Source organism: Agrobacterium sp. 22-210-1 (genome assembly GCF_053522525.1).
Genome location: NZ_JBNWCI010000001.1, coordinates 1,003,576 through 1,026,456, shown reverse-complemented (window position 1 = coordinate 1,026,456; position 22,881 = coordinate 1,003,576). Strand labels below are relative to the sequence as shown.

Annotated in this window: 18 protein-coding genes, 1 tRNA gene and 1 riboswitch; of the genes, 11 read left to right on the top strand and 8 right to left on the bottom strand. The window is 59.8% G+C overall.

Annotation, left to right across the window (positions count from 1 at the left end):
• Nucleotides 1-114 precede the first annotated feature (114 nt).
• The gene (gene dgcA / locus ACQZ5F_RS05235; RefSeq protein WP_137084332.1) at nt 115-1,098 is read left to right on the top strand and encodes an N-acetyl-D-Glu racemase DgcA; all 984 of its coding nucleotides are present in this window, start codon (nt 115-117) and stop codon (nt 1,096-1,098) included.
• 538 nt (nt 1,099-1,636) lie between these two features.
• On the opposite strand, the gene ACQZ5F_RS05230 is transcribed toward dgcA, so the two are convergent.
• Nucleotides 1,637-2,476 carry a UDP-2,3-diacylglucosamine diphosphatase gene (locus tag ACQZ5F_RS05230; protein ID WP_046798379.1) on the bottom strand — a complete coding sequence of 280 codons (840 nt, stop codon included), beginning with the start codon at nt 2,474-2,476 and terminating at the stop codon, nt 1,637-1,639.
• 228 nt (nt 2,477-2,704) lie between these two features.
• On the opposite strand from ACQZ5F_RS05230, the gene ACQZ5F_RS05225 reads away from it, so the two are divergent.
• The 4 genes from ACQZ5F_RS05225 to ACQZ5F_RS05210 all read left to right on the top strand — a co-directional run bounded on the left by ACQZ5F_RS05225 (nt 2,705) and on the right by ACQZ5F_RS05210 (nt 8,425).
• A complete protein-coding gene (locus ACQZ5F_RS05225) occupies nt 2,705-5,020 on the top strand; it encodes an NADP-dependent malic enzyme (RefSeq protein WP_448731061.1) in 2,316 nt (771 codons plus the stop codon).
• 132 nt (nt 5,021-5,152) lie between these two features.
• Nucleotides 5,153-6,253 carry a DUF2865 domain-containing protein gene (locus ACQZ5F_RS05220; protein ID WP_225339789.1) on the top strand — a complete coding sequence of 367 codons (1,101 nt, stop codon included), beginning with the start codon at nt 5,153-5,155 and terminating at the stop codon, nt 6,251-6,253.
• A 351-nt stretch (nt 6,254-6,604) separates the two neighbouring features.
• On the top strand, nt 6,605-7,264 hold the full coding sequence (locus ACQZ5F_RS05215) for a hypothetical protein (protein WP_052760219.1): 660 nt from the start codon (nt 6,605-6,607) through the stop codon (nt 7,262-7,264).
• 207 nt (nt 7,265-7,471) lie between these two features.
• Nucleotides 7,472-8,425, top strand: coding sequence for a chymotrypsin family serine protease (locus ACQZ5F_RS05210; protein WP_137084336.1), 954 nt, complete (start codon nt 7,472-7,474; stop codon nt 8,423-8,425).
• Nucleotides 8,426-8,481: 56 nt separating this feature from the next.
• Here the strand turns inward: ACQZ5F_RS05210 and bluB are convergent, their stop codons facing one another.
• Complete coding sequence (bluB, locus tag ACQZ5F_RS05205; RefSeq protein ID WP_225339787.1) at nt 8,482-9,195, bottom strand: 5,6-dimethylbenzimidazole synthase; 714 nt, start codon at nt 9,193-9,195, stop codon at nt 8,482-8,484.
• Between the two features lie 96 nt (nt 9,196-9,291).
• A riboswitch (cobalamin riboswitch) is annotated at nt 9,292-9,473 on the bottom strand.
• 72 nt (nt 9,474-9,545) lie between these two features.
• A complete protein-coding gene (locus ACQZ5F_RS05200; RefSeq protein WP_225339786.1) occupies nt 9,546-10,376 on the bottom strand; it encodes a TolB family protein in 831 nt (276 codons plus the stop codon).
• Between the two features lie 191 nt (nt 10,377-10,567).
• Here ACQZ5F_RS05200 and ACQZ5F_RS05195 point away from each other — a divergent pair, with 191 nt between their 5' ends.
• Nucleotides 10,568-10,945: a glyoxalase superfamily protein gene (locus ACQZ5F_RS05195; RefSeq protein WP_046798373.1), complete on the top strand. Its 378-nt coding sequence runs from the start codon at nt 10,568-10,570 to the stop codon at nt 10,943-10,945.
• A 249-nt stretch (nt 10,946-11,194) separates the two neighbouring features.
• Here the strand turns inward: ACQZ5F_RS05195 and ACQZ5F_RS05190 are convergent, their stop codons facing one another.
• The gene (locus ACQZ5F_RS05190) at nt 11,195-12,874 is read right to left on the bottom strand and encodes an NAD+ synthase (protein WP_225339785.1); all 1,680 of its coding nucleotides are present in this window, start codon (nt 12,872-12,874) and stop codon (nt 11,195-11,197) included.
• Between the two features lie 221 nt (nt 12,875-13,095).
• Here ACQZ5F_RS05190 and ACQZ5F_RS05185 point away from each other — a divergent pair, with 221 nt between their 5' ends.
• The 3 genes from ACQZ5F_RS05185 (at nt 13,096) to sthA (ending at nt 17,832) form a co-directional block, all read left to right on the top strand.
• On the top strand, nt 13,096-15,036 hold the full coding sequence (locus ACQZ5F_RS05185; RefSeq protein WP_448731060.1) for an LTA synthase family protein: 1,941 nt from the start codon (nt 13,096-13,098) through the stop codon (nt 15,034-15,036).
• A gap of 115 nt (nt 15,037-15,151) precedes the next feature.
• A complete protein-coding gene (locus ACQZ5F_RS05180; protein ID WP_046798370.1) occupies nt 15,152-15,685 on the top strand; it encodes a DUF1003 domain-containing protein in 534 nt (177 codons plus the stop codon).
• Between the two features lie 743 nt (nt 15,686-16,428).
• Entirely contained in the window at nt 16,429-17,832 is a 1,404-nt protein-coding gene (gene sthA, locus ACQZ5F_RS05175) for a Si-specific NAD(P)(+) transhydrogenase (protein ID WP_046798468.1), read from the top strand.
• A gap of 248 nt (nt 17,833-18,080) precedes the next feature.
• On the opposite strand, the gene ACQZ5F_RS05170 is transcribed toward sthA, so the two are convergent.
• The 4 genes from ACQZ5F_RS05170 to ACQZ5F_RS05155 form a co-directional block, all read right to left on the bottom strand.
• Nucleotides 18,081-18,740, bottom strand: a complete 660-nt coding sequence (locus tag ACQZ5F_RS05170; protein WP_225339783.1) for a hypothetical protein — start codon at nt 18,738-18,740, stop codon at nt 18,081-18,083.
• A gap of 263 nt (nt 18,741-19,003) precedes the next feature.
• Nucleotides 19,004-19,339: a cupin domain-containing protein gene (locus ACQZ5F_RS05165; RefSeq protein WP_349506713.1), complete on the bottom strand. Its 336-nt coding sequence runs from the start codon at nt 19,337-19,339 to the stop codon at nt 19,004-19,006.
• Between the two features lie 192 nt (nt 19,340-19,531).
• The gene (gene tig, locus ACQZ5F_RS05160) at nt 19,532-21,010 is read right to left on the bottom strand and encodes a trigger factor (RefSeq protein WP_046798367.1); all 1,479 of its coding nucleotides are present in this window, start codon (nt 21,008-21,010) and stop codon (nt 19,532-19,534) included.
• A 240-nt stretch (nt 21,011-21,250) separates the two neighbouring features.
• A tRNA-Leu gene (locus ACQZ5F_RS05155) sits at nt 21,251-21,333 on the bottom strand.
• A 665-nt stretch (nt 21,334-21,998) separates the two neighbouring features.
• Here ACQZ5F_RS05155 and ACQZ5F_RS05150 point away from each other — a divergent pair.
• On the top strand, nt 21,999-22,145 hold the full coding sequence (locus ACQZ5F_RS05150; RefSeq protein WP_004433052.1) for a DUF1127 domain-containing protein: 147 nt from the start codon (nt 21,999-22,001) through the stop codon (nt 22,143-22,145).
• 479 nt (nt 22,146-22,624) lie between these two features.
• Nucleotides 22,625-22,768 carry a DUF1127 domain-containing protein gene (locus ACQZ5F_RS05145; RefSeq protein WP_003495735.1) on the top strand — a complete coding sequence of 48 codons (144 nt, stop codon included), beginning with the start codon at nt 22,625-22,627 and terminating at the stop codon, nt 22,766-22,768.
• Nucleotides 22,769-22,881: the final 113 nt, after the last annotated feature.

The window sequence follows — 22,881 nt, the reverse complement described above, 5'->3', positions numbered from 1 at the left end:
GATTCTTAAAGGTTTCATAACGTTTTGGCCTCCGGCAAGCCACAGTGACGGCTGACAATTCGTGATAAATTTGGCGTCATGTGTCTTTTGCCGCCCAATCGGAAGTGAAAAAATATGCCCCGTTACCTGCAAGCCACAACAGAACGCTTCCCCGTCGCCGGCAGCTTCACCATCTCACGCGGCACCCGCACGCATGCGGATGTCGTAACGTGCACCATCCGCGAAGGTTCCTTCGTCGGCAAAGGTGAATGCGTGCCCTATCCGCGTTATGGCGAAAGCATCGAGGGTGTCCTTGCCGATATCGAGGCGATGGCAGAGCGGATCGCCGCCGGCCTGACACGGCAGGAATTGCAGCAGGCGATGAAACCGGGTGCGGCCCGCAATGCGGTCGATTGCGCGCTCTGGGACCTTGAGGCGAAGATCAGCGGCAAGAGCGCTGCCGAACAGGTTCTCGGACAGGCGGCAAAGCCGCTCGTCACCGCCTATACGATTTCGCTTGCCGACCCTGAAACAATGGCCGCGAAGACCGCGGAAAATGCAGGCCGTCCGCTGCTGAAGATCAAGACCGGCACCACTGACGACGAAGCCCGCCTGCGGGCCGTGCGCGCCGCCGCACCCGAAGCGCGCATCATCATAGACGCAAATGAAGGCTGGAATGACGAGAATATTGAATATTATCTGAGGCTTGCAGCAGAACTGAAGATATCGCTGATCGAGCAGCCGCTGCCGGCCGGCAAGGACGCCATTCTGGCGCGCATCAATCATCCGGTGCTGATCTGCGCCGACGAAAGCGTGCATTCGACCAAGGACCTCGCCGGCCTGCGCGACCGCTACGATGCAATCAACATCAAGCTCGACAAGACCGGCGGCCTGACGGAAGCGCTTGTCATGAAGGCGGAGGCCGAAAGGCTCGGTTTCACCATCATGGTCGGCTGTATGCTCGGCACCTCGCTCGGCATGGCCCCGGCCGTGCTGGCCGCGCAGGGCACCGCCTTTGCCGATCTCGATGGGCCACTGCTGCTGGCTGAGGATCGTGATCCGGGGCTGGTTTATGAGGGCTCGCTGGTCTATCCGGCGCAGCCGGAACTGTGGGGGTAACGCCAGAATACTGACGATGAAAGAAACAAGATGGAACGCGAACCTCGCCGCTTGTTTCTTCTCCCCGCCGGGGAGAAGGTGGCCCGAAGGGTCGGATGAGGGGGCCAGCTCTCCGAATATCTCGACCGTTACCCCCTCATCCCGCTGCCGCGGACTTCTCCCCGGCGGGGAGAAGAAGCGAGACGCACCAGTTCGCTCCACATCAGCGGGCAAGGGCTCGTTTGTGAAGGGTCGCTGGTTTGCCCGGCCCGGCCGGAATTGCAGGCGGGTAGATCCGGAATATTGACGGCAAGGAAACAGGATAACGCGCCAACCTCGCCACTCGTTTCTTCTCCGCGCCGGGGAGAAGGTGGCCCGAAGGGTCGGATGAGGGGGCGCCGTTGCCGGATTTCGGAGAGCTCGCCCCCCTCATCCGCTGCCGCGATCTTCTCCCCGGCGGGGAGAAGAAACCAGCGGCGACCGCTCATCCCACACGAGCGCGCATTGATCTCAAGGAAACACCGAAGGCCAGGTACCCCTTTAGCCCACAGGCCCCAACTCAGGCCGCGTGCTTGCCGATCAGCCCCGGAATATCCACCGGCTCCATCTCATCCGATGCCTGTCCGGCGGTGGCGTCGCTGGTCTGCATCCAGGTGATCAGCTCGAAGCTGCCATCGGCATTTTCAGCAATCGCCGTGCAGCTTTCCACCCAGTCGCCGGTGTTGATGTAGCGGATGCCGTCCATGTCTTCCATGACAGCGTGGTGGATGTGCCCACAGATCACGCCATCGACATTGTTGCGCCGTGCCTCGTCAGCCACCACGCGCTGGAATTCGCCGATGAAGTTGACGGCGTGTTTGACCTGCAGCTTGGCCCAGGCCGAAAACGACCAGTAAGGCAGGCCGATGCGACGGCGCACGGCGGCAATGGCGATGTTGATGGCGATCGCCGCGTCATAAGCCCAGTCGCCGAGATAGGCGAGCAGGCGGGCGTTGCGCACCACCACGTCGAACTCGTCGCCATGGATGACCAGATATTTCTTGCCGTCGGCCGCCTCGTGGATCATGCGCTCGGCCACTTCGATGCCGCCGAAATGCATGCCGGGGAACTCCCGCAGGAATTCATCGTGGTTGCCGGGAATATAGATGATGCGCGTGCCCTTGCGGGCCTTGCGCAGCAGCTTCTGCACCACGTCATTACAGCCCTGCGGCCAGTACCAGCTGCGGCGCAGGCGCCAGCCGTCGACGATGTCGCCGACCATGATGATCGTCTCGGCTTCGTGATACTTTAGGAAGTCGAGCAGGAAATCCGTCTTGGCCGCCTTGGAGCCAAGATGAACATCCGAAATGAAAAGCGTTCTGAACTGTCTGGTTTCGATTTGACCGGCCACGGATTTCATCCCCCTGTTCGGTTGCGTCCCTGCGGCTTTCTTACCTCTCAGAACCAGACTCGTGTTTCAGCAACATGACAGAGGCCGGTTTTTGTATGGAATATGACGGATGGCTTCACGAAAACGCGAATAAGCCATGCCCGTATTTGCATGAATGTGCGTCAAATAACGGCTGTACCATGGGGAAGTTTGTTGTATTCAGGGGGCCGGAATGAAACCAGACATGACGGTGGAAGAATGACCTCTCACGATAAGAACAACACGCCCGCCAACACGGCAAAGGCCGACATCGAGGAACAGGCGCTCTTTTTCCACCGCTACCCGCGCCCCGGCAAACTGGAAATCCAGGCCACCAAGCCGCTCGGCAACCAGCGCGATCTGGCGCTGGCCTATTCGCCAGGTGTGGCCGCCCCCTGCCTCGCCATCCATGAAAATCCGGAAATGGCGGCGGATTATACCGCCCGCGCCAACCTCGTCGCCGTCATCTCCAACGGCACGGCGGTGCTGGGGCTTGGTAATATCGGCCCGCTCGCTTCCAAGCCTGTCATGGAAGGCAAGGCCGTCCTCTTCAAGAAATTCGCCGGCATCGACGTCTTCGACATCGAGATCGACGCGCCCGGCATCAATGACATGGTGTCGACCATCGCAGCGCTTGAGCCCACCTTCGGCGGCATCAACCTTGAGGATATCAAGGCGCCGGAATGTTTCGAGGTGGAACGCCAGCTGCGCGAGAAGATGAATATCCCCGTCTTCCACGATGATCAGCATGGCACCGCGATCATCGTCGCCGCCGCTGTCACCAATGCGCTGGAACTGGCCGGCAAGTCTCTGTCCAGCGTCAAGATCGTCGCTTCCGGCGCCGGTGCGGCAGCTCTCGCCTGCCTCAACCTGCTTGTCGCCATGGGCGCCAACAAAGAGAATATCTGGGTCCACGATATCGAAGGCCTGGTTTATGACGGCCGTAACACGCTGATGGACGAGTGGAAGGAAGTCTACGCCCAGAAGACCGACAAGCGCGTGCTGGCTGACTCGATCGACGGCGCCGATGTCTTCCTCGGCCTTTCCGCCGCTGGCGTGCTGAAACCGGAACTCCTGGAGCGCATGGCGGAAAATCCGCTTATCCTTGCGCTTGCCAACCCCAATCCGGAAATCATGCCCGAAGTCGCGCGTGCCGCACGCCCGGACGCCATGATCTGCACCGGCCGTTCGGATTTCCCGAACCAGGTCAACAACGTACTCTGCTTCCCCTATATCTTCCGCGGCGCGCTGGATTGCGGTGCGACGACCATCAACGAGGAAATGAAGATGGCCGCCGTGCAGGCCATCGCCGAACTCGCGCGGGAGGAAGTCTCCGAAGTGGCGGCCAGAGCCTATAGCGGTGAAACCCCGGTCTTCGGCCCGACCTATCTCATCCCCTCGCCCTTCGATCCACGCCTCATCCTGCGCATTGCGCCCGCCGTTGCCCGCGCCGCTGCCGCAAGCGGCGTCGCTTCCCGGCCGATCACCGATTTCGAAGCCTATTTCGACCAGCTGAACCGTTTCGTCTGGCGCTCCGGCTTCATCATGAAGCCGGTCTTCAATGCCGCCAAGGCCGCCGAAAAGAAGCGCATCATCTTTGCCGAAGGCGAAGACGAACGCGTACTGCGCGCCGCCCAGGTTCTGCTGGAAGAGGGTACCGGCATCCCGATCCTCATCGGCCGCCCGCAGATCATCGAAACGCGCCTGAAGCGCTTCGGCCTGCGCATCCGCCCGCATACGGATTTCGCCGTGGTCAATCCGGAAGACGATCCGCGTTACCGCGATTATGTCGATGATTATTTCGCGCTGGTCGGCCGCGCCGGCATCAACCCGGAAGCGGCGCGTACCATCGTGCGCACCAACTCCACCGTCATCGGCGCGCTGTCGGTCAAGCGCGGCGAAGCGGATGCGCTGATCTGCGGCCTCGAAGGCCGTTATGACCGCCATCTGCGCGACGTGAACCAGATCATCGGCAAGCAGGAGAACGTGCGCTCCTTTGCGGGCCTCAGCCTGCTCATCACCCAGCAGGGCGCGCTGTTCCTCACCGATACTTTCGTGAATAACGATCCGACATCAGAGGAAGTGGCGGAGATGGCCATTCTTGCGGCCAAGGAAATTCGCCGCTTCGGCATCACGCCGAAGATCGCGCTCGCCAGCCACTCCAACTTCGGCTCGCGGGACTCGGAAAGCGCCCGCAAGATGCGCCGCGCGCTGAAGATCGTGCAGGCGGCAGCCCCCGAGCTGGAAGTGGACGGCGAAATGCAGGGCGGCTCGGCGCTCTCGGAAGCGCTGCGCAAGCGGGCGATGCCGAACAGCGTGCTGACCGGTGAGGCGAACCTTCTGGTCTTCCCGAACCTTGATGCCGCCAACATCACGCTCGGCGTCACCCGCACCCTGACGGAAGGCCTGCATGTCGGCCCGATCCTGCTCGGCACGGCCCTGCCAGCCCACATCCTGTCGCCCAGCGTCACCTCACGCGGCGTCGTCAACATGGCGGCCTTTGCCGTGGTGCAGGCATCACATCCTTCGGTGTGAGGGCGCATTAACGCAATTTTGAACAAGCTGTTGCCGCATTGCGGCAACAGCTTATGTTATCTTCCTGAAACACGGATTTCGTGAAGTATAACGCCCCTGCCACCGGCTGGGGACATTAAACGGATCGCACAATTGACCCGGCGCAGCCGCATCATCGGCCTCCTGCTTCCCCTTGTTTTCCTCGCCCCGGCCGCCTTCGCGGATCAGGTCTGCGATACGCTTTATGCTCAATTGCGCGAACCGCCACGCGTCATCGGCAATGCGTCAGAGGTGCGGCGTTACGCCAATGCGCTTGCCCGCCAGAACATCGTCGTGCGCAAGATCAGGAACGATATGCGCAGCTATGGCTGCTCCTCGGGCAGCGTCATTGTCTACGGTAACCCCAATGCCGGCCTCTGCGCCGAAATAGGCGATGCGCTGGTGGACGCCGAGGCCGAACGTGACGCCATCATTCGTGACCGTGACGATGCGATGGCGGCTCAGCGCAGCGATGATGGCGGCATCAGGCGCCAGCGTATTCTCGCCGCGCTCGACGCCAATGGCTGCAGCGCGATGCCGGAAACGGACACGCAACCGCCGCAAGCGCCCGATGTGACCCGTTATCCCGATGCGTTCCGCCAGCCGGACAATCAGCCGGGACAGGCGGGCCTGTCGCCATACCCCAATGCCGCCGCCGAGGGCGGACTTCGCACCCTTTGCGTGCGCACCTGCGACGGTTCGTTTTTCCCGATCGCCTCCAATGCTTCGCCGCTCGACTTCCGCGCCCAGGCGGAGCAATGCCAGAAAATGTGCCCGGGTACTGAGACCGAGCTTTATTTCCACTCCATGACGGATCAGGAGACCTCCGACATGGTCTCGGCCGAAACCGGCAAACCCTACAAGGACCTGCCCACCGCCTTCGCCTATCGCAACGCGTCTGCGAAAGCGCCCGGCTGCGCCTGCAACATGGCCGCCTATCACCAGGACATGCAAAAGCAGGAAGAGGCCGCCCGACCGCAGGCCGAAAAGCCCTATTCCGGCATCACCACCATTCCATCACCGCAAGGTGATAAGCCGAAGGAACAGGCCGAACAGCAACAGGCCGCAAAACCGCCGGAGCAACCGGTTCCTGAACGCGACTATGATCCGAACGACGCAAAAGTGCGCGTTATCGGCCCGAAGTTCCTGCCGGACCAGACAGGCCGGATCGACCTGAAGAACCCGGCGCTGAAGGGTATACAACCGCAGCAGTGAAGAGACCGGTCTTCCCTGCCTGCGTCACTTCCGTACAGGCTGAGTGTCTCCCGACCTGCTTTGACGCATATTCGTGGATGCAGAAAACACATTCTTCACCTCATTCGCCGGCAAATATTCATATATAAGTTGTACTCACAAACGCGATTGACTTCGCCATAAAGGTGCATATTATAAAAATATCCACTTAAAGTGGACAAACACAACATACGAAATATGTATATAACGTGCGGCGTTAGCCGCACGCGCCCTTTCATGCATCTCCAGACGACGATGTCGCCCATCTCGAGCCCGAGTGGACGATCAGAGTTTCATTGACCTATGAAGCCCACAACCATCAGGAGTATAGACATGACATCCATTCAGATCACCGCAACCGGCGTCAAACTGCTCGATCCCTTCGTCCCGGTCATCGCAACTTTGCCGACAGGCGAAGCGAAGGAATCCTATTCCATCTCGGTCTCCGGCATGGGACAGCTGACCGGCATTTCCTATACCGTGCCGGCGCATACCACGGGAAAAATCAAGGCCCAGCTGCAAATCTCGGCGCTTTCCAGCCAGGATGTGAAGGACCTCAACACGCTTGCGCTCGGAATGCTGGATGCTTCCTACCGCGAGGAGATCAACGAATACGAAAAGACCACGGCCAGCGCCAATCTTTCGGTCTGGACATGGTTCTTCGGCGGCGGCGGCGCTTCCGCCTCTTATGAAAAGACCAAACAGGAAATGCGCTCCAAGGGCCTGACGGATCAGCAGATCACCATGCTGATGGAGGCCTTCCTGGAACGCGCAACCAATATGTCGACGGTCGAGATCGAGTTCTATGTGAACAATCAGAACAACGACTACGCCGTCTCCGGTGACGTCTATCTCTACACGGTTTCCGGCACCATCAGCACTGAAAAAGGCACCTCCCAATACCGCATGCTGGCCGATCAGGCGGCGGCTGGCGGTCCTCCGCCAGCCGGCGGCGGCGCTCCCTCCAGCGGCAAGATCATTCCGCTGAATTGAGGGCTCGCGGGGCACGGGCGGCGCAGCCCTTCACCCCAACGGGCGCGCCGCCCCTTAAGAGCATTTCCAGGAAAAGTGGAACCCGGTTTTCCGTCCGGGAATGCGTCAAAACAAGGAGTTGGAGTGTTTTCGTGATTCGAAGAAAAACGAAAAAAACCTAAAAAACCAGACATCCATCCTTCACCCCTTTTTCCATGAGGCAAGCGAATGACTTTCGAGGAACTCACCGCGCTCAAGGAGCGGCATTACCATCAGCTGACAGGCATACCCGGCGTCACGGCGATCGGCGTCGGGTTGCTTGAGGACGCCGCCGGCGAACTGACACAGGAGCTTGGCCTGATCCTTTACCACCGCGCGCCGGACCCATCGCTGAAGGCGGGTCTGATGACGACGCTGGGCGGCGCGCCGCTGCAGGTGCGGGAAGGATCCTTCGACCGCCCGAGCGAGGCGGTGCGAGAACTGCCCGCGCCCGGGACGGAATGGAAGGATCACCCCAGACGCCTCTCCGACAACCCGCGCGAAAAAGTCGTGGAACCGATGGTCGGCGGCATCAGCGGCAGCCCGGATTACTGGTCCTGGACCGACACCGTCGGCACCATCGGGCTGGTCGTCCGGGCCGCCAACGGAACGCCGCTGATCATGAGCAACGAGCATGTCATCTGCCGGGACAATGCCCAGGTCGGCGATGACGTGTCGCAGCCGGCGCGCACCTGGTTTGGCGATCTTGCCGCCAATATCGTCGCTTTCCAGAAAGGCAACATCGTCTATCAGGGAACGACCTATGGCGTCGATGCGGCCGTCGCCAGCCCGGCGAATGGCCGGCTCGCCACCATCGGCGCAATCTACAACCTCCCCTCGCCGGTGGGGGCGGCCGTTGCGGCGCTCAACATGAATGTCACGAAATCGGGCGTGACCAGCAATATCACCAATGGCGTCGTTTCCGGCTTTTACGACGTGCAGCAGCCGAATATGCGCAACCAGATCGGCATATCGCCGCGCCGCGCCGGCGAGGTCTTCAGCCAGCCGGGCGATAGCGGCAGCGCTGTCATCGACACCGCCGGCAACAATGTCGTCGGATTGTTCTGGGGCGCAAGCGGCGCGATCAGCCTCGCCAGCCCCATTCACCCCATCCTCAATCTTTTTAACTGCACCGTCGTTTGAAGAGACGGTCGCCACCACCCTTCCCGGCTTCGGCCGGGAGGGGTGGATGTCGCCGGTCAACCGCCCCAGCGGTTACGAAACACCAGCTCCTCCAGCGGCACGCGCTGCCGCCAGCCTTTCACCGCCAGTTCCGGCTCGTTATAGAGCGCATCGACACGACCGAGGCAGAGCCAGGCGACAATTTCAATATGGTCGGGAATACCGAGGATGGTGCGAATGTCGCTATCGTGGAAAATACTGACCCAGCCGACGCCGACGCCTTCGGCACGCGCCGCGAGCCAGAGGTTCTGGATGGCGCAGACGGTGGAATAGACATCCGTGCGCGGATTATGGGTGCGGCCCAGCACCACCTTGCCACCGCGTGTGGGATCGCAGGTGACGCAGATGCTGAGCGGCGCCTTGCGGATGCCTTCGAGCTTGAGACTGCGATAAAGCGCCTGCTGCTCGCCCGTAAACATCGCCGCTGCCTCTTCATTGGCGCGGCTGAAGGCCACAAAGGCCGCCTGACGGATGGCAGCATCAGTGACGAGCGTGAAATTCCACGGCTGCATGAAACCGACCGAGGGAGCCGAATGCGCCGCTTTCAATAGACGCTCGACAAGTTCGTCCGGCAGCGGATCGGGAAGGAACTGGTCGCGCACATCGCGGCGCGTCTCGATGGCGCGGTAGATCGCCTCGCGCTCCGCACCGGAAAACGGGCGGGCGGGCGAAAGCGCATGGTCGAATGGGCTGGCTTGCAATGGATCGCCAGCGGACGGATCGGTCGGCATCGTTTAACCCCAACAATGCGGGCGCGCCGGTGCCGAAACCATACCGGTTTCGCGCGCACAACGCGCCTCTTCAGCAACCTGCCGCCGTCCGCGCGGTTCGGTCTATCCTGCCAGGCCGGTCTTCTGACTCGACTTCATCCGCCCCTTTCGCCTTCCCGAATAACTTCAGTGGCTTGTGAAAAGGGCATCCGCCTCACAGCGCTGGGCACGTTCCGGTTTCTCACCGAATTCCCGATTCTCCCGCCGCAAGGGCGGGCACCTGACGAGAAAACTTATGATCAAGAGGACTTGCGAATGCAAGTATCGTAAGGGCGGTGCGGCAATGTGACCTCAACGAAAACCAAATCGCATCATTCCACAGGGAAATAGCGCACATAAGCGAATTCATCCCCGTCAGGTGACCAGTTGGGCGAGTTCATCGTCCCCTGCCCGCCGAAAAGATCAAACAGCGTTTCAACATTGCCGCCATCCATATCCATCAGCCGCACCCGCACATCAAGATCACGCGGATGGTCGAAGACATCGCCGCCATAGGAGACAAACACCACCTTGTCACCTTTGGGAGACGGATGTGGAAACCAGTCACCATAGGAACTGTCGGTAATGCGCTCGACGGCGGAACCGTCCACCCGCACCCGCCAGATCTGCATCAGCCCCGTGCGACTGGAATTGAAATAGATCCACCCACCGTCAGGCGAATAATCCGGCCCGTCATTGCGGCCCTCGCCATGGGTAAGGCGTGTTTCGACGCCGCTCTCAATATCCATGGAATAGATGTCGAAGACCTGATCGCGAATGCCGCAATAGGCGAAACTCTTCCCGTCCGGCGCCCAGCCGTGCCAGTAGGAGGGAAGGTTCTTCGTCATCAGCTTCGGCGTGCCGCCCGTCGATGGCAAAAGATAAATGGCGCTCTTGCCGAATTCTACCTTGTCGGAAATGGCATAGAGCGAACCGTCAGGTGAAATGCCGTGGTCGTTGTTGCATTGCGTCGCAAAGCCGGTATCGACCTTCTCCGGTGAGGCGTCACCGAATGGGGACAGGCGATAGAGCAACCCCTCGCTGTTCAACAGCAGATATTTGCCATCCGGCGACCAGTTCGGCGCTTCGAACAATTCCGGCGTCTGCCACACCACCCGCATCTGCCGGGTGCGGATGTTGAAGATTTCGATGGAACTGCGCATGCTGCCTCCCGGGCTGTCGATAGTCTGGATCGGTCCCTTGGCTGGTGCAGACATTCCGTTTGCTTTCGCCGCCACGGTGATTATGATCCTATGACCGCAGGCACCGTCCTGCAAATTCAAATCGGAAAAAACGCCAGCGTTCCGGCACCGCCCGTAACCCTCCCCGTTTCTCCCAGATCCGAGGTTCCGCGATGAATACCATCGCCGATCACGGCATCCGCTTCGGCCGGATCGCCGCAATGCTTCCTGTCAGAAATATCGAAAAGGCCCATGATTTTTATGTCGGTGTGCTGGGCTTCACAAAAACCTTCGAAAACGGCAACCCCGTCGGTTTCATGATCCTCAAACAGGGCAATGCCGAACTGCACCTGACATTGCAGCCCACCCATAAGGCAGCGCCCTTCAACGTGGCGCATATGATGGTAAGCGATGTCGATGCGCTGCACGCGCTCTGCAAGAGCCACGGGTTGCGCATCATCAAGGGCCTGCAGGACAAGGATTATGGCCTGCGCGCCTTTGTTTTTGAAGACCCTGACGGCAACCGCATCGATGTGGGGCAGGTTATTTGAGATGAATAGGCGGCGCGGCGTGTCCGCGCCGTCTTTCTAAGCACGAAGGTCTCTTGCGGACCAAGCGCAGCCACTTGTTTCTTCTCCCCGCCGGGGAGAAGTCCGCGGCAGCGGGATGAGGGGGAAACGGTAGAGACAAACCGAGAGGTTGCCCCCTCATCCGACCCTTCGGGCCACCTTCTCCCCGCCGGGGAGAAGAAACACGCGGCAAGCTCAGCGGAACAACCTTCTACCTGCGCGCGCGACCAATCACCTGTCACGAAACCGGTTGGTAATCGGATAACGCCGGTCACGGCCGAAATTCTTCTTGGTGATCTTCACGCCCGGCGCCGATTGCCGGCGCTTGTATTCGGCAAGGTAGAGCAGATGCTCCACCCGGTGCACCGTCGCCACATCATGGCCGCGCGCCAGAATCTCCTCGACCGACATTTCCTTCTCGACGAGGCATTCCAGAATATCGTCCAGCACCGGATAGGGCGGCAGCGAATCCTGGTCGGTCTGGTTGGGGCGCAATTCGGCCGACGGGGCCTTCGCGATGATATTGGCGGGAATCACCTCGCCGGAAGGACCGAGCGCGCCCGGCGGCACATTACCGTTGCGCCAGCTGGAAATGGCATAGACCTGCATCTTGTAGAGGTCCTTGATGGGGTTGAAACCGCCATTCATGTCGCCGTAGAGCGTGGCATAACCCACCGACATTTCCGACTTGTTGCCCGTCGTCACCACCATCGAGCCGAACTTGTTCGATACGGCCATCAAGATGGTGCCGCGCGTGCGGCTCTGCAGGTTTTCCTCGGTAATGCCTTCTTCCGTGCCTTCGAAGAGATCTGACAGTGCCGAGAGGAAACCCTCCACCGGCTCGACGATCGGCACGATATCGTAACGGCAGCCCAGCGCTTTCGCGCAATCGGCCGCATCCTTCAGCGATTCTTCCGAAGTATAGCGGTAAGGCAGCATGATGCAGCGTACCCGCTCCTCACCCAGCGCATCGACGGCAAGTGCGGCGCAAATCGCCGAATCGATACCGCCGGAAAGGCCAAGGACCACGCTCTTGAAACCGTTCTTGTTGACGTAATCCCGAAAGCCCAACATGCAGGCGCGATAATCCGCCTCCTCGCCTTCGGGAATTTTCGAGAAGGGTCCGCTCTCGCAGCGCCATCCCTCTTCCGTACGTTTCCAGTCGGTGACGGCAAGCGTTGCCTCGAACTGGCTCATCTGGAAGGCAAGCGTCTTGTCTGCATTAAAGCCAAAGCTTGCGCCATCGAACACCAACTCATCCTGCCCACCCAGCTGGTTGGCGAAGACGAGAGGCAGACCGCTTTCAATCACCTGCCGCAGCGCCACCTGGTGGCGCACGTCCAGCTTGCCGCGATAATAGGGCGAACCGTTTGGCACCAGCAGGATTTCCGCCCCGCTTTCGGCAAGCGTTTCGCACACTCCCATCTCGTTCCAGATTTCCTCGCAGATCGGAATACCGATCCTGACCCCACGGAAATTATAGGGACCGGAGATCGAACCTTCGGCGAAAACGCGTTTTTCGTCGAACTCGCCGTAATTCGGCAGGTCAATCTTGTCGCGCAGCGCAATGATCTTGCCGCCATCCAGCAACGCCACCGAATTATGCCGGCCCGTCTCGCCCTGGCGCGGAAAACCGATAACGACACCCGGCCCGCCATCGGCGGTGTCCGCTGCCAGCTCTTCCACGGCCTTCAGGCAGGCCTTCAGGAACGCCGGCTTCAGCACCAGATCTTCAGGCGGGTAGCCGGATATGAACAGCTCGGTCAGAAGCAGGAGATCGGCGCCCTGCGTTGCCGCATCGGCCCTTGCCTCACGCGCCCTGGCGAGATTGCCCGCCACGTCGCCAACGGTGGGATTGAACTGCCCGACGGCAATCCGGAGATGGTTCTGGATATCGTGTCTGTCGCTCATGCCATTTCAATACCGCGCCCGTGGCCGCTCCGCAACGCGGCAATTGCATGCCATCGCCTGGACGATGCGCCACCGCTGCGTTCACGCTAAGGTTATCACCGCTCCAGCCATCCTCCGCAAAGTTCATGTCGCGTTCATCGCGCTTATGTGACAGTTACATGACACTTTTGCGACGCCCGATTCACCTCCCCGGATTGGGCGGCCGCCTGAAATACCGGAGTATGAGTTTGAGAGATTCGGCGCCAAAAACAACGGCTTCCGAAAAGGCTGGTTTCGTCTTTTCGCCTGCATGGACAAGGAGCCTTTCCAAGCTTTCGGGCGCGGCCTATACGCTGGCCAATCTGACGGTCGCATCCATCGTGCTCGTCGTGGCGCTGGAATGGATTGCCCGCGGTTCGCTCCATGATGTCGGTGCTTTCCTCACCTCCTCCGCCCGGCCGGGCATGACCACCATTGCCGCCGTGCTCACCCTTCTCGTCGCGCTGGATGCGATCCTTGGCCGGCGTTATCTGTCCCTCATCGCAGTTGCCCCGCTCTGCGCGCTGACGGGGCTGATTTCCGCGCAGAAACAGACCTATCTCTCCGATCCGCTTTACCCATCCGACCTGCTGTTCGGCCGCCAGATTTTCGAACTCTTACCCACAATGCTGAAGGCGCAACCGCTGACGGCAGTGCTGGTTGGCCTCGGCATCTGCGCCGCCATTACGGCTGTCGTGGCGCTCTGGCTTCTGGCGCGCCGCCATTCGCCGTCATTGAGCTGGCGTGAACGCGCCGCGGGGCTCGCACTGGCGCTGCCGCTTCTTGCCGGCCTTGCCTCGCTGATGGACTATTCGCATTATTCCTGGGTCCGCGATCGCCTCAACATCATTCCCATGATGTGGGATCAGCAGGAAAACTACCGTCACAACGGCTTCCTGATGGCCTTCGCCTTCAATATTCCGATGGCCAATGTCTCGGCGCCGCAGGGTTATGGCGAAAACAGCATCGCCGACCTGACCTCCGAGCCCGCCGCTTTCGCCCCCAACAAGGGCGATTATCCTGATGTGATCATGCTGATGAGCGAATCGCTGTGGGATCCGACGCGGCTTGAAAACGTGAAGCTCTCCGCAGATCCGATGCCGACCATCCGCGCCAAACAGTCCGGCAACGTGTTCTCGCCCGAGTTCGGCGGCATGACGGCGAATGTGGAATTCGAGGCGCTGACCGGCTTTTCCAACGCCTTCCTGCCCTATGGCAGCATTCCCTATCAGCAATATATCCGCCGCCCGGTGCCCTCGCTCGCCAGCTTCTTCCGCGGTGAAGGTTATTCCGCCATCGCCATGCACCCATTCCAGGAATGGTTCTGGAACCGCAAGCACGTCTATACGAATTTCGGCTTCGAGGAATTCCGCTCCGAAGCGACTTTGCCAGCCATGGAAAAACGCGGCAACTTTGCCTCCGACGATGCGCTGATGGACGAGATCATGGCGACGGCCGACAAGGCGCAGAACCCGCTGTTCCTCTTTGCCGTCACCCTTCAGGGACATGGGCCTTACGAGGCGAACCGTTACGCCGAAAACACCATCGGCGTCGAAGGCGACCTCTCCGCCTCGGCCTCGCAGGCGCTGGCCACCTATTCGCAAGGGGTGGCGGAAGCCGATGAAGCGCTTTTGAAAATGATGCGCTGGGCCAAGAAACGCGACCGCGAAACCATCATCGTCCTCTTTGGCGACCACCTGCCGCCGCTTGGCCAGACCTTCGTGGAAAGTGGCTACATGCCCGGCATGGTGGCCAGCCGCCGCGCGCCGCTTGACGTGATGAAGAAGGAGCATGAGACGCCGCTCGTCGTCTGGTCCTCGAAAAAGGGCGTGCGCAAGGATATCGGCAGCATCAGCCCGGCGCTTTTGCCCTATCACGTGCTGAAGACTGCCGGCTTCTCCGATCCCTTTTATACCGGCACGCTCGGCGAGGTGCAGCAGGCCTTCTCCGTCATCGACCGGCATATGCTGGTGGCGACCGATGGCAAGGCCCTGCCCGACTGGTCGATCGCCCCGAACGCCGTTCCCGACGTGGTGCGCGATTACCGCCTGCTGCAGTTCGACATGATGTTCGGCGCCCAATATGGCCGCGAGCGCTTCTTCCCCGGCTTCAACTGGCTGCACGAGGGCGCGCCGGCCGTCTGATACTTTTCGGCGGGGACGCCTGAACCGCATGGCAGCGGAAATCGTTTGAATTCCGCCGCCATGCGGGTTTATCTCGCACAGAGCGCAGGCACCTCATCAAAACCGGAGACACACCGTGTCAGATATCTCCGACTACATCACGTCGCATTTCAAGCGTTCCTCCCGCGAAATCGGTGAGGTGGAGCGCCGCATTCTGGAACTGTCGCACCAGAAAAAACTGATCTCGCGCGACACCAATGCCGAATTTTCCGCTGGAGCAAGCCTTGGCGACAGGCTGGCCGACAATATCGCCAAGATCGGCGGCTCCTGGGGTTTCATCCTCTCCTTCTGTTTTTTCCTGATCTTCTGGGCGATAATCAACACCATCATCCTGACCACCCGCGCCTTCGACCCGTACCCGTTCATCTTCCTCAACCTGCTGCTTTCCATGCTGGCCGCCATTCAGGCGCCCATCATCATGATGTCGCAGAACCGCCAGGCCGCCCGCGACCGTTTCGAGGCCGCCAAGGATTATGAGGTGAACCTGAAGGCCGAGCTGGAAGTGCTGTCGCTGCATGAAAAGATCGACGTGAAGGTGCTGGCCGAACTGGCGGCGCTGAGACAGGATCTCGCCGCACTCCACCACCACGTCACCCGCAAGGACGGCTGACACCGGCAAAATTCATCCCCGCTTTTCCCCGCCCTGCCGGGCGCTGTTATCTTGCATCCAGTCCTGCCGGGTGGATGCCAGACGTGGCTGAAACCGAGGGACAGTTCTGATGGGGACGGTGGCGCGTTCGTGACGACAGAACCATTTCGCAAAGTGCGGTGCACGGCCCTTTGCGAGATACGGCATCGTGAAAGACCCGGCTGCGCAACGCATCCGACCCACACCAACCCCGACAAAAGCGCAGCCGGGCCATCGCCCGACGCACGCTGAGTATCCCCGACCGGCAACGCTGGGCGGGATGAAGCTGTTGGGGTTTAGGGCATTTCCATTCCCAATAGACCGAAAGTACATGGGGCTTCACCCCCCTCTGCCCTGCCGGGCATCTCCCCCACAAGGGGGGAGATCGATCTGCGGCACGGTCTCGTCCGACACGAAGCTGGAGATTGAAGCGATAAAGATGCGTCTTGCCGATCTCCCCCCTTGTGGGGGAGATGCCCGGCAGGGCAGAGGGGGGTAAAGCCCCGCGCTCCTTAGCTAAGTCGAAATTCCCCCCCCAGTTACGAATCCGTCAGATTCTTGCGCTACAGATTGACGCAGGCGTTTGTTGCATTGCACTCTTGCGGGCAAGGCTGACGCGGGAATCACTCCCCATCGTCAAAATGGCATCACGACCATTTCGCGACGACGCCGCGCCGGATGCGACATCCGGTTATCGCAATGCATTCTGTTCCGGGGTTTTTTTCATGCACCAGTTCGATCTGATTGTTGTCGGCAGCGGTCCGGCGGGAAGACGGGCCGCCATTCAGGCCGCCAAGCTCGAAAAGAAGGTTCTGGTCATCGAGAAGGGCAGCCGCGTCGGCGGCGTTTCGGTGCACACCGGCACCATTCCTTCCAAGACCCTGCGTGAAACCGCGCTCAACCTCACCGGCTGGCGTGAGCGCGGCTTTTACGGCCGCTCCTACCGCGTCAAGCAGGAGATCGACGCCGACGATCTGCGCCGCCGCCTGCTCATCACGCTGGATCACGAAGTCGAGGTGCTGGAACACCAGTTTGCCCGCAACCGCGTGCAGCACATTCGCGGCACGGCAAGCTTCGTTGACGCCAACACCATGAAAGTGGTGAAGAACGACGGCGAGATCATGAACGTCACCGGCACCTCCATCCTGCTGACCATCGGCACCCGCCCCTACCGGCCGCCGCACATCCCCTTCGACGGCCAGGCGGTGCTTGATTCGGATGAGATTCTCGAAATCAAGGAGCTACCGCGCTCAATGGTCGTCGTCGGCGCGGGCGTCATCGGTATCGAATATGCGACGATCTTCAGCGCGCTCGACACGCAGGTGACGGTGGTGGAACCGCGCGAGACCATGCTGGAATTCATCGACAAGGAAATCGTCGAGGACTTCACCTATCAGCTGCGTGATCGCAATATGAAGTTGATCTTCGGCCAGAAGGCGGAAAAGGTGGAGCGAGACGAGAACGGCAAATGCCTCGTTTCGCTCGGCAATGGCCGCGTGCTCAAAACGGAGACGGTGCTGTTTGCCGCCGGCCGTGTCGGCGCCACCGATACGCTCAATCTTTCGGCTTGCGGGCTGGAAGCCGATAGCCGTGGCCGCCTGAAGGTCGATCCCGAAACCTTCCAGACCTCTGTGCCGAACATCTATGCCGCCGGCGACATCATCGGTTTCCCGAGCCTTGCCTCCACCTCCATGGAACAGGGCCGCATCGCCGCCCGCCACGCCGTGGGCGCACCGGCTGGCGAACCGCCGCAATTCTTCCCCTACGGCATCTATGCCGTACCGGAAATCTCCACCTGCGGCCTGACGGAAGAAGAAGTCATCGAACGCGGCATTCCCTATGAATGCGGCATCGCCCATTTCCGCGAAACCTCGCGCGGCCACATCATGGGTCTCGACAGCGGCCTCTTGAAGATGATCTTCTCGCTAAAGACCCGCCGCCTGCTGGGCGTCCACATCGTCGGCGAAGGCGCAACCGAACTGGTGCATATCGGCCAGGCGGTGCTGAACCTCAAAGGCACGGTGGAATATTTCGTGGAGAATACGTTCAATTACCCCACGCTGGCTGAGGCCTACAAGATTGCCGGGCTGGATGCGTGGAACCGCATGGGTGAGATCAAGAAGGATTGAGCTGCGCGTTCCAGAGAACAACGCGCCAATCTGTTCAGCCAGTGCTTATGCCAAGGTCCTGGCATCCTCGCCCGTCATACCGGCCCTGAGCCGGCATCCAGCCAGCCCAAGTCCTTGGGCTAAAACGACTCTCATGGCGCAGACGCGCGCTTGCTGGATGCCGGATCAAGTCCGGCATGACGGAGGAGAGGCCTTTATCTCCTTCTTGCATTTCACCTGCGCACGCGCACCGCAGGCAGCCCGCCCACTCACCAGCGAATACTGTACCGCGCACTGACCCCCGGCCGGAAATGATCCGCATAGCCCTGATCCAACGTTCCCCGCACGGTCAGATTGTCACCGATCTTCTGCTCCACCGCCACGCCGCTGCTGAATTCGTTGAAGCTGTTGCGGCTGGCCCCCGTCAGCACGAAAGCGGTACCCGTCTCGGAGCGGGAAAGCCGCAATGACTGCGACACGTCGAGGCCGTTCCATTGCTGCGCCGTGCCGTCATAACGCACGGTGAAATTGCGGTTCGCCTCAATATCCAGCTCCGGGGTGACGATGCGCTTCTGCTGCGAGGTCACGGAAACGCTGCTCGAGCCCGTCAGTGCATTGAAGATGACGCCGACATCGCGGGCAAGCGAGACGCCGGGCAACTGTTCGGCAAGCAAGGTGACATTGCCCCATACCCGCACCGGCGTATCCACCACCTGCCCCGTCCTGGAGGCATTCATGCCCATTTCCAAACCCGCACGGATCGGCGTATCGACCGGCAGCTTCGCGCCAATGCGCGCCGTATAGGAACGGTCGGAATTCTTGACCGGCTTCCAGATCAGCCCGGCTTCGTCGGCATGCACCGTCGTTCCGCCACAGAGGCCAGCAACGAGCGACAGGCGAAAAAAGAAAATAGATGTTCGGAACGGCATATCTTGTCCCCAAATCATTTAAGGGCGTGCCGGCGCTACCCGGAAAGCACGGTAAAAGTCGAGTCCAACGAGATTGTCGGCGTGACGGCCACCCCATCAGGCTGGCCCGCATTCCCCTGAACGGCCACACGAAGCAACCAGGAAATCATAGCGGCCATTGTGCCAGATGAACGGGAGATGAACAAGCGCACATGCAGCAAAATTATGTGCAGTGCGATCAAGATGGAATGAGCGCTACCCCTCATGGCCTCTTTGCGCCGAGGTCATTTGGTAGGCGGGAATTCAAGGCCGTTCGGTAATGAAATCCAGATAACGGTCTGAGCCTCCGGCGAGTGCCGGGATAGATGCCCTTTTCCGTGTGTGTCCGAGACCAGCACAAAGCTACCTGCCGAAACGTGGCGTACCTCACCATCACTGGTCTCGTATTCAACAGAGCCATCAAGCCTTACTGTCAGCACTGGCTCTGGTACTCCATGCCACGCAACTTCTCGCATCCCAGCGGGAATATGCGCGATGCGGGCCCGAGAGGCTGGATAGCTGGCTGTGACATCAAAGGGTACGGCATCGGGGTGAACTGGCCATGCGGTCGTCGCAGGCACTTCATGCTGGTTCCCTTGTGAAAAGCCAAATAAGTTTGGCAACGGGTGGCCGCACTAAAGCAACATACCTTTACGGCTATATGACATTCATTGTCCGCTTCGGGCCGAAACCAGACATCCTACCCATCCCCAAAACAAAAAGGCCGCAGCTTTCGCCACGGCCTTTTTTCAATCAGCTTCCACTGAAGAAGATTATTCGGCGTCGCCTTCAGCGGCCTTCTTCTTGGCCGGAGCCTTCTTCTTCGGAGCGGCTTCTTCGCCTTCAGCGGCGTCGTCAGCCTTGGCAGCAGCCTTTTTCTTGGCCGGGGCCTTCTTCTTGGTTTCCGTTGCTTCTTCGGCGTCGTCAGCCAGCAGCTCTTCCTTGGAAACGGTCTTGTCCGTTACCGAGATTTCGGAAAGCAGCTTGTCGATGACCTTTTCTTCGAAGATCGGAGCGCGCAGCGAAGCGGAAGCGCCGGGGGTGTTGCGGAAGAAATCGAGGATTTCCTTCTGCTGGCCGGGGAACTGCTGCAGCTGCTGGAACAGCGCGCGCTGCATTTCTTCTTCGGTCACTTCAACGCCGGCCTTTTCGCCGATTTCGGAGAGAACGAGGCCGAGACGGACGCGGCGTTCAGCCAGCTTGCGATATTCTTCGCGGGCTTCTTCTTCGGTCGTGTCTTCGTCAGCGAAGGTCTTGCCGGACTGGGCGAGATCGGTGTTGATCTGGCGCCAGATGTTGTCGAACTCGGCGTCAACGAGGCCAGCCGGGGTGTCGAACTTGTACATTTCGTCCAGCTGGTCGAGGATCTGACGCTTGACCTTCTGGCGGGTGATGTTGCCGTACTGGCTTTCGATCTGGCCCTTGACGATTTCCTTCAGCTTTTCAGCCGATTCGAGACCGAGCTTTTCAGCCAGTTCGTCGTTGATTTCAACGGCGGCAGCAGCGGCAACTTCCTTGACGGTGATGTCGAAGTTGGCTTCCTTGCCTGCAAGGTTTGCAGCCGGGTAGTCGGCCGGGAAGGTCACGGTGATGGTCTTTTCGTCGCCAGCCTTGACGCCGACCAGCTGGTCTTCGAAGCCGGGGATGAAGCGGCCCGAACCGAGAACCAGTTCGGCATCTTCAGCAGCGCCGCCGTCGAAGGCAACGCCGTCAACCTTGCCAAGGTAGTTCATGGTGACGCGGTCGCCATCGGCGGCCTTGCCCTTCTTGGCTTCAAAGGTGCGGGCGCTTTCGGCGATCTTGAGGATCTGCTCGTTGATTTCGTCTTCAGAGACTTCAACAACTTCGCGGGTAACCTTGATGCCGTCATTGGCCTTCAGTTCGATGGCCGGGATGATTTCGTAAGCAACGGTGAATTCGAAATCGGATTCAGCCGACAGAATCTTTTCGGCTTCCTGCTCGTCTTCGGTCATGGAGATGGCCGGCTGGGTAGCAGACTTTTCGCCGCGGCTGGAAAGGATTTCGGTCGGCTTTTCACGCACCAGCTCGTTGACGAGGTCAGCCATGATGGACTTGCCGTACATCTTCTTCAGGTGGCCCATCGGCACTTTGCCGGGACGGAAGCCGTTGATGCGAACCTTGTCCTTGGCGTCAACCAGACGCTCGTCCAGACGGGCCTTCATGTCGGCAGCCGGGATCACGACCTTGAGTTCGCGCTTCAGCCCTTCAGCGAGCGTTTCGATAACCTGCATTTTCCTAACCTTCACATCATGGCGGCGGTGCTCAGACAGCCGTTGGTTTACTTTCGAGCACTGCGCCGGAAACATCGTTCCCCGGCCGTGGCTTCCCTTATTTCTTTACACAAGCGCCCGCCGGGCAACATTGCGCCCGCGCCGGAGACAAAGGTGCAAAGGGGATGATGAACCCCGAAGCTCCCCGCATCTTATAAAGATGCACTCTGGCGCAAGCGTGGCACAGCCATGCTTTGCTTGTGGTGCGGGTAGAGAGACTCGAACTCCCACGCCGAAGCGTTGGTACCTAAAACCAATGCGTCTACCAATTCCGCCATACCCGCACGTTGGGCGGCGGTATGTCACAATGTTCAGAAAGGGTCAAGCACGCCGTTCCCCCCGCCTTTCGTTTCCTCCGGACTTTTCTCATCCCCCGCGCCGGTGGCAAGAGACGGCCGCCCTCTCCGCTTATTCGCCGCCCGCGCCGGGGGACAGCGCGCAACAGCCGGACAAAGGCGATTTTGGGCAAAAAACGGCAAGCCGCACCACATGCGCCTCCCATCGCCTTTCCGACCCATCTCGCCCTGCACATCGCATGCAGACAGGCGCGTAAAACAGGCAATATTTATGCGGCTACATTGACATTATATATAGCCTGCCCCGCAGCCCAAGTTGCCGGATTGCCAGCCCTTGCTCCAAACCGGCGATTCAGGGCTTCCGCACCCTGCCCCGCCCCTTATTCGTTCATCTCACACGCCTTCGCACTGCCGAACCCCCGGGCGATCACCAAAAGCACACAAATTGGTCACAAATTATGCATGAATCGCCGCAATCAGCCTGATTTACCGGCTTGCATTGCATTACGCGCATAGGTGACATCTTGCTTTGTCTGTTTTTGTTTTGATTAAACCGATTATATTCGTGGTCATACAGAGATCGAGTTCAGCCCCGGACCAAAGCCTCCCAAGACTGGCCGCAGAGACTGAACAGCACGAAGAGGAAGATGAAAATGAACATTGCACGCTCGCTCACCAACTGGCGCAAGTATCGTCAGACCGTAACCGAACTCGGCCGCATGACCGACCGCGAACTGAGTGACCTCGGCATTGGCCGTCAGGACATCCGCCGCGTCGCCAAGACTGCCGTCGGCTTCTAATTATACGCCCCGCCGCTTGATGCGGCGGATGTGAGACGACCTACCCAAAAAGGCCTGAGGCTCCCGCCTCCGGCCTTTTTTCGTTTTGGGCGACTCTCCAGGTCGAAGTGGTTCTGCCGTAGCCACTCGCGCGGTCGGCAGATGAAAAATGCATCGATGATGCCTGCCATTTGCGCGGCGCGAATAATGCAAGAGCCGCCGCACCGCTCCTTTTTCACCTGAAAAGCCCCTTCAGCGCCGCCAAAGGCCGCCATATCGGTCAAAACCGCCTGAAACACAGGCATTTCCGCTCATATTTTGCCCATATGATATTCAGAGCCGCAAATTTAGCCGACATAGTGCACAAATGCATGGCAGTAGCCTAAATTCTGCACTGCACAACATGGCTTAATGTCTATATATAAACCTCAACAGCCGAGAGCACAGAGAAACACTGAGCCGGCAGACGAAATCAACAGAGATAGATTGAGGAAACGACCATGAACCCTATCCGCATTGCAAAGAACTGGATCTCCTACCGCCGCACGATCAACGAACTCGGCAGCCTCTCCAATCAGGCTCTGAGCGACATCGGTCTGACCCGTTACGACATCCGTAACGTAGCAGCCCGTTCGTTCCGCTAAGGCGTAAACGATCGTCCCGCTGCCCGACCTCCAGGGCGCGACGATCGAGCGACAGGTTTTAAGAAAACGGCGCCTTTGGCGCCGTTTTTGATTCTCGGGTCTGGCTCGAGGAA